Source organism: Streptomyces sp. NPDC002602 (assembly GCF_042889445.1).
In the GTDB taxonomy this organism is placed as follows: domain Bacteria; phylum Actinomycetota; class Actinomycetes; order Streptomycetales; family Streptomycetaceae; genus Streptomyces.
Genome location: NZ_JBIAQX010000005.1, coordinates 370,216 through 384,915, shown reverse-complemented (window position 1 = coordinate 384,915; position 14,700 = coordinate 370,216). Strand labels below are relative to the sequence as shown.

12 protein-coding genes are annotated in these 14,700 nt (G+C 72.8%); 6 read left to right on the top strand and 6 right to left on the bottom strand.

Translation table 11 applies throughout. The features are described from left to right. Window positions 1-16 precede the first annotated feature (16 nt). Entirely contained in the window at window positions 17-1,114 is a 1,098-nt protein-coding gene (locus tag ACFYW3_RS17940) for a DUF5925 domain-containing protein (protein WP_389386719.1), read from the bottom strand. A gap of 205 nt (window positions 1,115-1,319) precedes the next feature. Between ACFYW3_RS17940 and ACFYW3_RS17935 the strand changes: the two genes are divergently transcribed. Beyond that, on the top strand, window positions 1,320-2,126 hold the full coding sequence (locus ACFYW3_RS17935; RefSeq protein WP_351752050.1) for an SGNH/GDSL hydrolase family protein: 807 nt from the start codon (window positions 1,320-1,322) through the stop codon (window positions 2,124-2,126). A gap of 12 nt (window positions 2,127-2,138) precedes the next feature. Here ACFYW3_RS17935 and ACFYW3_RS17930 read toward each other — a convergent pair whose 3' ends face one another. Continuing rightward, window positions 2,139-3,824: a serine/threonine-protein kinase gene (locus ACFYW3_RS17930; protein ID WP_389386718.1), complete on the bottom strand. Its 1,686-nt coding sequence runs from the start codon at window positions 3,822-3,824 to the stop codon at window positions 2,139-2,141. Between the two features lie 282 nt (window positions 3,825-4,106). Here ACFYW3_RS17930 and ACFYW3_RS17925 point away from each other — a divergent pair, with 282 nt between their 5' ends. Then, entirely contained in the window at window positions 4,107-4,376 is a 270-nt protein-coding gene (locus tag ACFYW3_RS17925; RefSeq protein WP_078998975.1) for a hypothetical protein, read from the top strand. Between the two features lie 129 nt (window positions 4,377-4,505). Here the strand turns inward: ACFYW3_RS17925 and ACFYW3_RS17920 are convergent, their stop codons facing one another. Both ACFYW3_RS17920 and ACFYW3_RS17915 read right to left on the bottom strand, forming a co-directional pair. Beyond that, window positions 4,506-5,717, bottom strand: coding sequence for a CaiB/BaiF CoA transferase family protein (locus ACFYW3_RS17920; protein ID WP_389386717.1), 1,212 nt, complete (start codon window positions 5,715-5,717; stop codon window positions 4,506-4,508). Window positions 5,718-5,895: 178 nt separating this feature from the next. After that, window positions 5,896-7,023: a type ISP restriction/modification enzyme gene (locus tag ACFYW3_RS17915; protein ID WP_389386762.1), complete on the bottom strand. Its 1,128-nt coding sequence runs from the start codon at window positions 7,021-7,023 to the stop codon at window positions 5,896-5,898. Window positions 7,024-7,312: 289 nt separating this feature from the next. Between ACFYW3_RS17915 and ACFYW3_RS17910 the strand changes: the two genes are divergently transcribed. Further along, window positions 7,313-7,489: a hypothetical protein gene (locus ACFYW3_RS17910; protein ID WP_351751920.1), complete on the top strand. Its 177-nt coding sequence runs from the start codon at window positions 7,313-7,315 to the stop codon at window positions 7,487-7,489. 138 nt (window positions 7,490-7,627) lie between these two features. On the opposite strand, the gene ACFYW3_RS17905 is transcribed toward ACFYW3_RS17910, so the two are convergent. Continuing rightward, entirely contained in the window at window positions 7,628-8,377 is a 750-nt protein-coding gene (locus ACFYW3_RS17905) for a GntR family transcriptional regulator (RefSeq protein ID WP_351751921.1), read from the bottom strand. A 49-nt stretch (window positions 8,378-8,426) separates the two neighbouring features. Continuing rightward, window positions 8,427-9,755 carry a homogentisate 1,2-dioxygenase gene (gene hmgA / locus ACFYW3_RS17900; RefSeq protein WP_351751923.1) on the bottom strand — a complete coding sequence of 443 codons (1,329 nt, stop codon included), beginning with the start codon at window positions 9,753-9,755 and terminating at the stop codon, window positions 8,427-8,429. A gap of 229 nt (window positions 9,756-9,984) precedes the next feature. Between hmgA and ACFYW3_RS17895 the strand changes: the two genes are divergently transcribed. From ACFYW3_RS17895 to ACFYW3_RS17885, 3 genes are read left to right on the top strand one after another with little or no spacing between them, the layout of a single operon-like run. Beyond that, the gene (locus ACFYW3_RS17895; RefSeq protein ID WP_389386716.1) at window positions 9,985-12,216 is read left to right on the top strand and encodes a right-handed parallel beta-helix repeat-containing protein; all 2,232 of its coding nucleotides are present in this window, start codon (window positions 9,985-9,987) and stop codon (window positions 12,214-12,216) included. Further along, on the top strand, window positions 12,213-13,253 hold the full coding sequence (locus tag ACFYW3_RS17890; protein ID WP_389386715.1) for a hypothetical protein: 1,041 nt from the start codon (window positions 12,213-12,215) through the stop codon (window positions 13,251-13,253). Before ACFYW3_RS17895 ends, ACFYW3_RS17890 begins: the two co-directional genes overlap by 4 nt. Beyond that, the gene (locus tag ACFYW3_RS17885; RefSeq protein WP_389386714.1) at window positions 13,250-14,665 is read left to right on the top strand and encodes a hypothetical protein; all 1,416 of its coding nucleotides are present in this window, start codon (window positions 13,250-13,252) and stop codon (window positions 14,663-14,665) included. Before ACFYW3_RS17890 ends, ACFYW3_RS17885 begins: the two co-directional genes overlap by 4 nt. Window positions 14,666-14,700: the final 35 nt, after the last annotated feature.

Genomic DNA, 14,700 nt, shown 5'->3' with positions numbered 1-14,700 from the left:
CCCGACGCGGGTCGGGCTACAGGTACAGCCCCGCCTCGGTCCCGTGCCCCTGCGGGGGCAGCAGCGCGGCCGGCCCGGCGCCCCGCCGGAGGGCGAACAGTTCGGCCAGGGTGGCGCCCTCGCGGGAGACCCCCTCGTCCGTGCCGAGCCAGTCCACGGCCTCGCGGTGCGTCAGCCGGCCGACCTCGATGCGGGCCAGGCAACGGCCCGGCCGTACCACCGCCGGGTGGAGCCGCTCCAGGTCCTCGTTGGTCGTGACGCCGACCAGGACGTTGCGGCCCTGGCCCAGCAGACCGTCCGTCAGGTTCAGCAGCCGGGACAACGCCTGTCCGGCCTGGTGCCGGGCCTCGCCGCGGATCAGCTCGTCGCAGTCCTCCAGCAACAGCAGCCGCCAACGACCCTTCGCCGTGCCCTCGTCCTCGCCGATCGCGATGTCCATCAGGTAGCCCACGTCGTTGAACAGCCGCTCCGGGTCCAGGACGCAGTCGACCTGGCACCAGTCCCGCCACGACCGCGCCAGCGTCCGCAGCGCCGAGGTCTTCCCGGTACCCGGCGGCCCGTGCAGCAACAGCAGTCGGCCCGCGATGTCGTCGGGGGTGACCTTCATCAACCGGTCCATCGCCCCGGCCACCGGTGCCGTGTAGTTGGCGCGCACCTCGGGCCAGGTGCCGGCGGCGATCTGCCGGGTCGTGCGGTACGGCCCGCGGCGCGGGGAGACGTACCAGAACCCCATCGTGACGTTCTCCGGCTGGGGTTCGGGCTCGTCCTGCGCCCCGTCCGTGGCCTCCCCGAGCACTCTGGTGGCGAGTTCGTCGCTGACGGCCGTCACCGTCACGTCCGCGCCGCGGCTCCAACGGGACACGAGCAGGGTCCACCCCTCGCCCTCCGCGAGGATGGCGCTGCGGTCGGTGTCGCGCGCCGAGCGCAGCACCCTCGCCCCGGCCGGCAGGAGGGTCGCTTCGGCCTTCACTCGTTCGATGGAAACGCTCTGGGAGAAAGGCTGCTCGCCGGAGGCGAACCGGCCGAGGAACAGGGCGTCGACGACGTCGGACGGCGAGTCGCTGTCGTCTACGTTGAGCCTGATCGGCAGGGCCTCGTGCGGGTTGGCTGGCATGGCGCCCATGATCCGGCACGATCTGGCCCCGTGCACCCGTGTTTCGCCGGAACGGGTGCCCAAGTTCCCTCTTCAAACGCATGGGGAGTGAAGATTCCGGCGCAAGCCTGCCCCGAACATTCTTGGCATGGCCACTTCCAGAAGTGCGCGGCTGCTTGTACCACGGACTCAGGAGTAACCCCCACAAGGAGCCGCACACATGAGCATGAGAATGTCGCGCTTCGCCGCCCTCACCTCCTCCCTGTTACTCGCCGCGGGCGCCGCCCTGTTCGGCGCCGGCCAGGCGGCCGCCTCCGCCCGGGCCGACTTCGGCTACGTCGCGCTCGGCGACTCGTACTCGTCCGGCGTCGGCGCCGGCAACTACGACGGTTCGAGCGGCAACTGCAAGCGCACCAACCGTGCCTATCCCGCCCTCTGGGCCGCCGCCCACTCCCCGCAGACCTTCTCCTTCGTCGCCTGCTCCGGTGCCCGAACGGGTGATGTCCTCGCCAACCAACTCGCCCCGCTGAACTCCGGCACCGACCTCGTCAGCATCACCATCGGTGGCAACGACGCCGGCTTCTCCGACGTCATGACGACCTGTGTGCTCCAGTCGGAATCCACCTGCGTCAACCGCGTCAACCAGGCCAAGGCCTACGTCGACTCCACCCTGCCGGGCAAGCTCGATCAGGTCTACGACGCCGTCTCCGGCCGATCCCCGGGCGCCCACGTGGTCGTCCTCGGCTATCCCCGCTTCTACAAGCTGAACGGATCCTGCGTCACCGGCCTGACCGAGGGCGAACGCGCCGCCATCAACGGCGCGGCCGACTACCTGAACGCCGCCGTCGCCAAGCGCGCCGCCGACCACGGCTTCACCTACGCCTCGGTCGCCGGCGCCTTCACGGGCCACGAGATCTGCTCCGGCAGCCCGTGGCTGCACAGCGTCAACTGGACCAACATCGGGGAGTCCTACCACCCGACCGCGTCCGGCCAGTCGGGCGGCTACCTGCCGTCCTTCGCCTCCAAGGCCTGACCCGGGCCCTGTTCAGAGCGTGACCCCCGGGCTCGGCGCCGGCGTCGGCGTCGGGTCCGGGGAGCCCGGTGAACCGGAAGGGCCGGGGGAGGAGGCCCCGCCCGTCGGGGTCTCCTTCTCGCAGGTCACGGAGAACTCCAGCCACGGCGAGGTCACCCGCGCGGGGCCCCGCACCTCCAACCGGACCGCGTCGTCGAGGGTCGCACCGGCGCGGTGGCCCGGCTCGACGTGGTCCACCTGCCGGGTCGTGGCACCGTTCGCCTCGTACGTGAGGCCCTGCCAGCGGGGCTCCGCCCCGTCCGCCGACCCGCCCCGGGTCACCCAGCGGTACTCCAACTCGGCGGGAACGCGCGCCACCTCCACGGTGCCGGTGAAAGCGGGCGCGTCGACCGGAGCCGGCGGGCAACTCCCCGCGTAGCGACCGCGCAGGGTGTGGACGTACACGGTGACCTTCCGCGCGGGCGCGCCGGCGCTCGCCGATGCCGACGCCGACGCGGAAGCCGAAGGGGAGGGAGAGGCCGGGGCGGACGGTGACGGCGTCGACCGCGTGGCCGCGGAACCCGACCCGTCGGTCCCGCCCGCGGGCGCCCCGACCGTGTCCCCGTCGTCCTTCCACAACAACCAACCCAGCAGGACCAGAGCCAGGAGCAGCACCACGATGCCCACCGTCAGCACCGTCCCGGCCCGCCCCTGCGGCGGCGTCGGTCCCGATGAGGACACCACGGTCGGCGCCGTGCCCGGCCCCGGCGGCACCGACAGGGGCATCGGCGGCGTCGCGGCCCGGGAGCCCGCGTCCCGATCGTGCCCGTGCGCGGCCGTCGCCACCGACGTCGGCCCCGACACCGGTCCGCCGGAGACCCGTGCCGTGCCGCCCGCGCCGATGATCCGCAGCATCCGGGACGCCTCCGCCGCGGACAGCCGCTCGGCGGGGTCCTTCCGCAGCAGCCCCTCCAGCACGGGCTCCAGCGACCCGGCCCGGCGCGCCGGGGTCAACTCCTCGTCCACCACCGCCTGAAGCGTGGACAACGGGGTGTCTCGCCGGAAGGGCGAGGTCCCCTCGACGGCCGTGTACAGCAGCACGCCGAGCGACCACAGGTCCGACGCGGGACCCGGCTCGCGCCCCAGCGCCCGCTCCGGGGCCAGGAACTCGGGAGAACCCACCACCTCGCCGGTCATGGTGATGGCCGAGGAACCCTCCAGGCTCGCGATGCCGAAGTCGCCCAGCACCACCCGCCCGTCATTGGCGATCAGCACGTTGGCGGGCTTGACGTCCCGGTGCAGGACCCCCGACTCGTGCGCGGAGCGCAGCGCGGCCAGTACCTGCTCGCCGATGTGCGCAGCCCGCTGCGGGGCCATGGGCCCCTCGCCCTCCAGCACCTCCGCCAGGGACAGCCCGCGGATCAGCTCCATCACGATCCAGGGGCGGCCGCCCTCGCTCGCCACGTCGTACACGGTGACGACCCCGCGGTGGGAGACCCGGGCCGCCGCCCAGGCCTCGCGCTCCAGGCGCCGGTACAACCGTTCCACCTCGGCCGTGTCCAGTCCGGCGGGAGCCCGCACCTCCTTGACGGCGACCTCGCGCCCCAGCACCTCGTCGCGCGCCCGCCAGACGATGCCCATGCCGCCGCGCCCCAGGGGACCCAGCAGTCGGTACCGGCCGGCGATGACACGCCCGTCCTCACCCGTGTTCCCACTCAACCGAGCCCCCCGAACGTGTTACCGGCCGATCACTCCAAGTTAGCGCAGTGTGCGTCGTGTGGCCCCTGTCACGACAGGACTCCCCGTATGAATCGCCACGACTCCCGAAGGGGCGTCAATTCCACCCAATCCATGCGGAGAGTGACGATTGACTCCGGTGAGTAATCGTCAACTCCCCGTAGGTATAGGGGTAATTCACACCACCGGGATACCCGGGCGCGACGCGGGGGCGATAGGGTTAACCTGCCCGGGCCGGGTGCCCTCGTACGGGTGGGGAGAGACATGGAACAGATAGCAATGCGCAGCAGGCCGCCTCGCGTGCCTGCCATCACCTGCGGGAGCAGCGCGACCAGCTCGCGCCTCGACCGCCATCTCGCCGTGTTGGGCGGTCCCGCCGTCCCGCACCACGAGACCGCCGAGGCGACGCTGCTGATGCGCGAGCTCACCGCCCGCGATCACACGCACGTCCAGCGGAGCCGGAGCGCGCGCGTCGCGCTGTTCGCGCCGCTGCGCCGCCTGCGTCGTACGCTCTTCGGCAGCCGCCGCTCGTAACTGCCCGCAGAACGCGGCCGGTTGACCCGGCTGCGCCCACCCGGCCCAGTACGTGTTCGCGGTGCCACCGGTGTCGTCGCTCTCGTCGGCGTCATCGGCGTCATCGGTGTTCTCCGGCGTGGACCCGCCTCAGGCGACCACGCCGTCCTGGCGCAGAGTCGTGATCTGCGCGCCCGTCATCCCCAGGGCGCGCAGCAGGGCATCGGTGTGTTCGCCGAGCGCGGGTACCGCTCCCATCCGCGCCGGCGCGCCGTCCGGCAGCCCGATGGGCGGCAGCAGCGCGCGCAGCGGACCCACGGGCGACCCGATCTCCCGCCAGCGGTCGCGAGCCGCCAACTGCGGATGCGCCGCCACCCGCGCCACCGAGTTCAGCCGCGCACAGGCGATGCCCGCCGCCTCCAGCCTTCGGATCGCCTCGTCCGCGTCCAGCGCGGCCAGCGCCCCGGCCACCACCGCGTCGGTCCGCTCCCGCCCCAGGGTGCGTGCCGCGTTCGTCGCGAACGCCGGATCATCCGCCAACTCCGGCTTCTCCAGCACCTGTTCCGCCAGTCGCCGCCACTCCCGGTCGTTCTGCACCGACAGCAGCACCCGGTCCCCCTCCGCCGTCGGGTAGGCGTCGTAGGGTGCGATCACGGCATGCGCGAGGCCGGTCCGCGCGGGCTGCTCCCCGCCGTGCATCGTGTGGTGTAGCGGGTGCCCCATCCACTCGGCGAGCGCGTCCAGCATCGACACCTCCACCCGGCCCCCGCGCCCGGTGATCCCACGGCGCAGGAGCGCGGCGAGCACCCCCGAGAACGCGTACATGGCCGCCGCGATGTCCGCGGCCGGGATCCCCGCCTTGACCGGCCGCTCCGGCGTCCCGGTCACCGACACCAGCCCCGCCTCGCACTGCACGAGCATGTCGTAGGCACGCTTGTGCGCGTAGGGCCCCTCGGCCCCGTAGCCGGAGATGTCCACGGCGACCAGTCGCGGGTACCGGGCGCACAGTGCCGCCGAGTCCAGCCCGAGCCGGGCGGCGGCCCCCTGGGCGAGGTTCTGGACGAAGACGTCGGCGTCGGCCAGCAGCTCGTGCAGGACCTCCCGTCCGCGCGCGTCCTTCAGGTCGAGCGCCAGGGACTCCTTGCCCCGGTTGGCCCACACGAAGTGTGAGGCCAGGCCCTTCGCGGCGGTGTCGTAGGCACGCGCGAAGTCGCCGCCGTCGGGACGCTCGACCTTGATCACCCGGGCGCCGAGGTCGGCGAGCTGGCGGGTGGCGAAGGGGGCCGAGACGGCCTGTTCGACGGCGACGACGGTGACACCGTCGAGGGGCAGCGGATCGTGGGCACGCGAGTCGGGTGTCATGGCAGCCTGCCTACCCGGTCCGACCCGGATCTGTCACCCCCCGCCCGACCGCTCCGCCCCCGCTCCCGGTCCTGACGGTGTCCAGGGCCTGACCGCGCGCGGCGATCGGGATTCGCCCGGGCCGGGCCGGGCGGGGCGCCCGGTCGTCAGGGCGCCGGTGTCGACCGCGCGCCCGGGCTCAGAGCAGTGCGAACTGACCGCCCGGGCCCTCCTCCCGGTGGTCCAGCACCGAGGCCGGCCGCCGGGACCCACGCGGCGGCGGCAGCACGCCGAGGGCTTCGAGTTCGGTGGCCGTGATCGACGGGCCGGGCTCGAACGCGGCCCGCTCCGGTGCCAGATCGGCCAGCAGGGTCAGGCTCGTGACCAGCGCCAACAGCTCCGAGGTCCATGACTGCGGCCACTGCGAGGGCCCCAGCGCCTCCAGCCCGTCGACACCGTCCGAGCGGTGCGCGGTCCGGGCGGCGAACCAGGACTCCAACACCCGCTCGCCCTGGGACTCCTGGTCCCACGCTCCCGACGGCACGGGGGAGATGGTTCCGTCCCCGAGGCCCAGGGTCTCGGTGTCCGGGTCGTAGGAGAGCTCCCGCGGCCACGCCGTGACCGCCGAACGGACGTACGGCCGCCGCCCGCCCGGCAGGCGGGGCGGTTCACCGCCGCGCGCCCCGCGCAATTGGATGGTGAGCAGGCGCTGCCCGAGCTCCAGCCCGGCCCGCCAGCGTTCCGGGTCGGCCGCCAGCGGGACCTCGTACGCGCCCCGGACCCCGGGACGGGCCGCCGCGAGGACCCAGCACAGCACGTCCTCGGGAGTGACCCAACCACCGAGTCGCTCGCCCAGCAGGTGCAGCAGGCCCGGCGCCAGGTTGGGCTCCGCGCCGCCGGGGCGCCGGTGCAGCGGGCGGATCCGGCCGAGCCGGCCGGCCGGGAGATGGGCGGTGACCAGCGGTTCCGGCGCCTCCACGACGAACAGCTGGTGAGCGTCGTGGACCCGCCACAGCTCGGGGCGGGCCCGGTCGATGAGCCGCTGGTCGGGCAGCAACCACTGCTCGTCGAAGGGTGCGGTCAGCACCCGTACGGGCTCCGGGAACGGGCCCGGCGCCTCGGCGAAACGGGCCGTGGACGCGGACCGCTGCCCGGGCAGCGCGGCAGCCCCGGAGGAAGGCGTACGGGCCCGGGTCGGACGGAACAACCTCTCGCGCTCGGCCCCTTCGGCACCGGCCAGGGCCGCCCATCGGGCCCGCAGGGTCGCCGGCTCGGGGGCCGTCACCCAGTCCCGCCCCAGCCGCAGGGAACCCACGGCCCAGGGCATCAGATCGTCCAGCAGGGGTACGTCGTCGCTCACCCGGCAGATGGTAGCGAGGGGAGGCGACGCCCGGGCCGTGTCCAGGCCGAAGCGTTACGCTCCTTATGGGCGTATCTGTGCCGGTGCGTGGGCCGAGCCCGATGCGGGGCCTGTGCGGGGCTCCTGTGCGCGGCTCCTGCGCGGGGCTGCTGCGTGTGACTCCCGTGTGGGACTCCTGTACGGGACTCCTGTGTGGACCGACCCACCTGCGGGCCCACCCCGTGGACCGAACCCGTGTGGACCGAGGAGACGGCTGATGAGTCAGTACGACGAATACTCGACTCCTTCCCAGGCCGAGGGTGAACGCCTCGACGAGGACATGGACGAGCGGGAGAAGCGCCAACGGCACCCGCAGACCACGCGCACCACCCCGTCACAGGCCGAGGGCGAGCGGGGCGCCGAGGACGACGCGAAGCAGCCGCCGGGCGCGTAGGCGGGCTTCCCGCGCCTCGACCGGCTCGGGTGTGCGTAGGCCGGCCTCGTTCCGCGGTCTCGGCCTGCGGTTTCGGCCTGCGGGCTCGTTCTGGGGTCTCGGCCTGCGGTCTCGGTCTGCGCTCCGTGGTGGCCGCTCTCAGTGTGCGTCGACCGTCACCGTGAAGGAGAACCGGTCGCCCCGGTAGCGGATGCGCGCCACGTCCACCACCCGTCCCTCGTCGTCGTACGTCACGCCCGTGTAGTGCAGGATCGGGCTCAGCAGCGGGACCTGGAGCAGCGCGGCCGTCTCCGGGTCGGCGAGCCGCGCCTCGACGGTGTCCGTGATCCGGCTGATCCTCACCCCGACCAGGTCGCGGAGGACCTTGGTCATCGGGTACCGCTCCAGGTCGCTCAGGTCGATGGAGTCGGCCAGCTCCGTGCGGACCGCGTTCTCCGCCCAGTTCGTCGGCTCGCCGCTCACGCTGTCGTGGCGCAGCCGCCGGTAAGTGACCAGCTCCGACGTGTCCGGGAAGTGCTCCAGCAGCTCCCCGGACACCGCCGTCCGCTCGTGTCCGAGAATCGTCGTACGCTCACCCGACTGCTGGGCCACGATCGCGTCGACCGAACCCAACAACCGCACCGGGGCCCCGCGCCGCGCCCCCGGCTCGATGAACGTTCCGCGCCGCCGGTGCCGACTGATCAGGCCCTCGCCCTCCAACTCCTTGAGGGCCTGCCGCATCGTCAGCACGCTCACCCCGTAGTGCCCGGCCAACTGCTCCTCGGTGGGCAGGCGCAGCGAGGCGTCCGGGGCGCGCCCCAATATCGAGGCGCGCAACGACTGGGACACCTGGTACCAGAGCGGCAACTTCCGGTTCAGCACCAGGGAGTCGGGGGCGAAGGCGGTCACGGGTGGTTCTCCGTACGGCTGGACGTCTGGGGCGGGCGTGCAGCGCATGCTAGGCGCGGAAGTGGCGTTCCAGACCCTGCCAGACGTCGTCGTACGCGCGCTGGAGGTGTTCGGCGCCGGCCGCCTGGTCGGTGGCGACGATGGGCCAGCGGGTCTCGAACATGAAGGCCAGCCCGTCGTCGATCTTCTGCGGCTTCAGCTCGGCGGCGCTCGCCCGGTCGAAGGTCTCCCGGTCCGGGCCGTGCGCGGACATCATGTTGTGCAGCGAGCCGCCACCGGGCACGAAGCCCTCGGCCTTCGCGTCGTACGCGCCCTCGATCAGGCCCATGTACTCGCTCATCACGTTGCGGTGGAAGTACGGCGGACGGAAGGTGTCCTCTCCCACCAGCCAGCGGGGGGCGAACACCACGAAGTCCACCCCGGCCAGCCCCGGGGTGTCCGAGGGCGAGGTCAGCACGGTGAAGATCGACGGGTCGGGGTGGTCGTAACTGATCGAGCCGATCACGTTGAAACGGCGCAGGTCGTACACGTACGGGACGTGGGTGCCGTGCCAGGCGACCACATCGAGCGGCGAGTGGTCGTACGTGGCCGTCCAGAGGTTGCCGCAGTACTTGTTGACCACCTCGGTCGGGCGGTCGACGTCCTCGTACGCGGCCACGGGCGCCCGGAAGTCCCGCGCGGCGGCCAGGCCGTTGGCGCCGATCGGGCCGAGGTTCGGCAGCTCGAAGGGCTGCCCGTAGTTCTCGCAGACATAGCCGCGGGCGTTCGCGTCGAGCAGCTCGACGCGGAAGCGGACCCCGCGCGGGATCAGTGCCATCTCGCCGGGGCGGGCGCTGAGCAGGCCGAACTCGGTGCGCAGCAGCAGACCGCCGCGTTCGGGAACGATCAGCAGCTCGCCGTCCGAGCTGCTGAACACCCGGTCCGTCATGGCGGCGTTGGCGGAGTACAGGTGGATCGCCATGCCGGCGCGCTGGGCGGCGTCGCCGTTCCCGCCGAGGGTCCACAGGCCGGCCAGGAAGTCGGTGCCGGGCGCCGGGTCGGGCAGCGGGTTCCAGCGGAGTCGGTTCGGATCCGGCACGGTCTCGGTGAAGGGCGCGCTGCGCAGGCCGCCGTTGTCGACGCGGGTGAACGGCGGGTGCGCCGCCGAGGGGCGGATCCGGTAGAGCCACGAGCGACGGTTGTGGGTGCGGGGCTCGGTGAACGCGCTGCCGCTGAGCTGCTCGGCGTAGAGGCCGAGGGGGGCGCGCTGGGGCGAGTTCCGGCCGTGGGGGAGTGCGCCCGGAACGGCCTCCGAGCTGTGCTCGTTGCCGAATCCGGAGAGGTACTCCAGCGCCTCCGCGGTCTTCCTGGCCTGCTCGCTGGTGTCGCCGTCACTCATGGAACGCTCCCGGTCTGCCGTAGGAATCCTATGGGTGACAGTAGGATTCAGGGGTCCCCGCGTCAACGGTGACCTTCCGGCCGGCCCGCGCGGCCCGTCCGAAGACTCTCCGTTCGGCCGTGCCGGGCGGCGGATCCGGGCGGCGGTTTCGGGCGGGCTTCGCTGGGCGGCGGACCGATTCGGGTCGAGGGGGGTCCCAAAAGATGAACATTGCTCTACTCTCTCGCGCATGTCGTGGACCCGCAGGTTTCCTGCCGTGCCGGCGGCGCTCCTCGCCGCCCTCCTCGCGTTCCTGTCCCTCCTCGCCGCCGCGCCCGCCGCCCGCGCGCACGAGGAGCGCCCCGTCACCCTCCCCGACGGCAGCGGCTCCGTACCCGAGTACCGCAAGGCCGAGCCCGACCTCCTGGTGTGCAAGACCGACCGACCCGCCTTCGAGCGCCGGATATCGGGCTTCCCGCAGGAACTCAGGCAGCGCAACCTCGCTCTCTACGCGCGATGCGAGAAGACCGGCTTCCGCCACCTCCAGGAGGCCGTGGACGCGGTGGACCGGCCGGGGATGAACATCGCGATCCTGCCCGGCCTGTACGAGGAGGAGCCCTCGCTCCCCAAGCCCACCGGCGAGTGCGCCACGCTCAAGGCACCCAACTCCTCGCTCGGCTACCAGATCCTGTCCTACGAGCAGCAGGAGCGGTGCCGGCACAACCAGAACCTCGTCGCGATCCTCGGCAAGACGAACCTCCAGATCGAGGGCACCGGGGCGTCCCGCCAGGACGTGGTCATCGACGCCAAGTACCAGAAGCTGAACGCCATCCGGGCCGACAAGTCCAACGGCATCTACTTCCGCAACTTCACCGCCCAGCGCACCACCTTCAACTCGCTGTACGTGCTCGCCGGCGACGGCTTCGTCATCGACGACGTACTGACCCGCTGGAACGACGAGTACGGCTTCCTGACCTTCGCGAGCGACCACGGGCTCTACAAGAACTGCGAGTCCTACGGCAACGGGGACTCCGGCATCTACCCCGGCAGCGCCTCCGACATCAACGACGGCCGGGGCTACGACGTCCCCCGCTACTCCATCGAGATCACCGGCTGCCGCAGCCACCACAACATGGTCGGCTACTCGGGCACGGCCGGGGACTCCGTCTGGGTCCACGACAACGAGTTCGACCAGAACATGGGCGGCGCGTCGATGGACAGCGCCTTCCCCGGCCACCCCGGACTCCCGCAGAACCACGCCAGGTTCGAGCGGAACCTGATCCACGACAACAACCAGGACTACTACCGTCACGTCGCCGACGGCACCTGCGCCAAACCGCCCATCGAACGGGGCTACGAGCAGGGCGTGGTCTGCCCACAGATCTCCATGCCCCCCGGCACCGGCATCATCACCGCCGGCGGGAACTGGAACCTGTACGAGGGCAACTGGGTGTACGGGCACCAGCGCGCCGGATTCTTCCTGAGCGCCGTCCCCGCCTTCATCCGGGGCGAGGAGGCGTGGGCCAAGCAGGCCGACACCTCCCACCACAACCGCTACGCCGCCAACATCCTCGGCAAGGACAAGGCCGGGGCCTCCCGCCCCAACGGCATGGACGTCTGGTGGGACGGACAGGGCAGGGGCAACTGCTGGCAGGACGGCCCCGACGGTTCCACCCCCGCCACCCTGCCCGAGTGCGGCGAGCGCCGCGGCGCCGTCTCCGGCGGCTCCGCGCGTCTGGCCGGCGAACCGGTCAAGCTCGTCCAACTGCTGGTCTGCGCCGACTACAACGTCCAGGCCCGCAAACTGCCGGCGGGCTGCGACTGGTACGGCGCCCGCGGCCTGGAGCGGGTCGAGACCCAGATCGCGCTGGCCGTCGCGGCCGTGCTGCTGCTGGTCGGCGGAGTCCTGTGGTGGCGCCGGCTGCGCGGCTCCCGAACGGGGACGATCGCCTCGCTCCTGGGCCTGGCCGGGCTGTGCCTGGACGTGGCCGGGTCCACCACGGCCCTCACCCCCACCTTCGTGCCGGCCCTGGCCCTGCTCCTCCTGGGGCTGTGGTGGACGGGCGTCGGGCTGGTCCTGCGCGCCGACCGGCCGTGGCTCGCCCGGCTCACCCTGCTGCTGGCCGCCCTGACCCTGCTCGACGCTTTCGACAGGGCCGTCCTCATGATCCCCTGGATCCCGCTCGGCCCCGCCTGGGTGCGGGCGCTCGTCGCGGTGGTGTGGGTGCTCTGGGCGGTCGTCGCCTCGGCCCGTCCGGGCACGCCGGCCCGCCCGACCGGCCCCGGCGGCGACCCCGACGGAGACCGCGCCCCGACCCCCGACGGCCCGCCCCCGGCCCTGAGCGCGGCGGCCACCACCCACTCCCCGGCCACCACCCACTCCCCGGCCCCCACCCACCCCCAGGCCCCCACCCACCCCCAGGCCGACACCCACCCCCAGGCCGACACCGAACCCCCGGCCGGGAACGGAGGCCCGCGATGAACCGAGACCACGCCGACCGCATCGGCTGCGCCACCTGCGCCGCGCCGCCCAGCACGGCCCGACCGCCCAGCGTGACCCGATCGCCCAGCGTGCCCCCACCGCCCAGCGTGACCCGATCGCCCATCACGGCCCGACTGCCCAGCGCTGACCGTCCTCGCCGCCGCAGCGTCCGCACCGCGGCCCTGGTCGCCCTGCTCCTGCTGCTCGCCGGCGGCACGGCGACGGGATGCGGAGGCAGGGCCACCACCCACCACAAACCCGGCACCAGCCACGAACAGGCCTCGGGTGACGTGGGCACCCTGCTCGACGCCCAGGACGGCGCCGGCCACCGCCTCCGGCAGGTCCCGGCCCAAGGCGCGCCCGAGGTACGGCTCACCACCCGGCCCGACTCGGAGGACGGCTGGAACCTCCAACTCGGCGTGAAGAACTTCCGCTTCACCCCCGACAGCGTCGGCGGCGCGGCCCTTCCCGGCGCCGGCCACGCCCACCTGGAACTGGACGGGCGCAAGCTGGCCCGGGCGTACGGCCCCTGGTACCACCTGTCCGCGGCGCAGGTGCCCGAGGGCGCGCACACCCTGACCGTCCGCCTGTACGCCGACGACCACACCGCCTGGGCCGTCGGCGGCAAGGCGGTCGAGGCCACCGCCGAGCTGACCGGAGGCCCCCCGGGCCAGGGATCCCACAGCCACGCCACCCCCACGCCGACGGCGCCACCCCAGGCAACCCGGACACCCCAGCCGGCCCAGACCCCCCGGAGCTCCGAGACCCCGGACGTCGACCGCACGGTCACCGTCACCGTCCGGGACGGCAAGGTCGTCCCCGCCCCCGGCCGCGTCGAGGTGGGGCGCGGCGAACGGGTGGCCCTGCGGGTCACCAGCGACCGCGCGGACACCCTGCACGTCCACGGCTACGACAAGGAACTGGCCCTGCCCGCAGGCCAGGAGGCCACCCTGATCCTGACGGCCGACCGCACCGGGCTCTTCGAGGTCGAGACCCACGAGAGCGACCTCGTCCTCACCCAGCTCCTCGTCCGATGACCCCACTCCGACTCGCCCCACTCCGACTCGCCGCGAGCCTGCCCCTGGGCCCGGGTGGCGGCGGCTGCCCGGCTCCGTGCGCGGGGGGCGGTCGCTCCGGCCAGGACGTGGTCCCGTACCCGGCCGATCCGTCGACCACCCTGCTCGCACACGGGATCGGGTCCCAGCACGATCTGCCGATCTCTCCCTTCTACGCCTTCGCCGGTGCCTTCGCCGCGCTGTTCGTCTCCTTTCTCGCGCTCGGTCTGCTCTGGTCCACGTCCCGCTTCCGGGGTGGCCGCTCGGGCCTCGCCCTGCCCGCCCGGTTCCAACGGGTGGCCGACGCGCCGGCCACCCGCACCACCCTGCGCGGGCTCGGTCTCGCCGCCGTCCTCGCCGTGTTGCTCCACCTCCTCCTCGGTCCCGACGATCCCGCCCGGAACCCCGCTCCCGGCGCCGTCTACGTCCTGCTCTGGGTCGGACTCGTCCCGGCCTCCCTTCTCCTGGGCCCCGTATGGCGCCTGTTCAACCCGCTCCGCACCCTTCACCGGCTCCTGGCCGCCGCCCTGCGCCGCCGCGCCCCCGACCGACCACTGCCCGCCCGGCTCGGCCAATGGCCCGCCGCGGTCGGGCTGTTCGGCTTCACCTGGCTGGAGCTCGTCTCCCCGGATCCCGCATCCACCACCACCCTCCTGATCGCTCTCTGCTGCTTCGTCGTCGGTCAACTGGCCCTCGCCGCCCGCTTCGGCGAGAACTGGTTCGCCGATGGAGACCCCTTCGAGGCCTACTCCGATCTCCTGGCCAGACTCTCCCCCCTGGGCCGTCGCACCGACGGCCGGCTGGTCCTGCGCAACCCGTTCCACGGACTCGACGCGACGCCCGAGCGGCCCGGACTCGTCGCCGTCGTCTGCGTCCTGCTCGGCTCCACCGCCTACGACGGCTACTCCGACAACCCCTCCTGGATCAACGCCATTCAGACCTCCCCTCTCGGCCGCACCCCCACGGCCACCCTCGGACTCCTCGGTTCCATCGCCCTCGTCGCCGCCCTGTACTGCCTGTGCGCGGCGGCCACCCGCCTCGTCAGCGGCCCGCACCCCCGCCCGCTGACCGCCTTCGCGCACTCACTCGTGCCGATCGCGCTCGGCTATCTCGTCGCCCACTACTTCTCCCTCCTCGTCACCGAAGGACCACGCACGGTAATCATGGCAGCGGGCACTGACAATGCCTCGGAATCCTTGCCACCACTGGGCCCCGGCGGCCTCGCGGCCCTCCAGGTGATCGCCGTCGTCACCGGACACGTACTCGGAGTGATCGCCGCACACGACCGGTCCGTACGCCTCTTCCCGCCCGCCAAGGCCGTGGCCGGCCAACTGCCCCTGCTCGCCCTGATGATCACGTACACCATCGGTGGCCTCAGTCTCCTGCTGAACTGAGGCCACCGGCCCGAGCGGAAGCCAGGAACGGCATG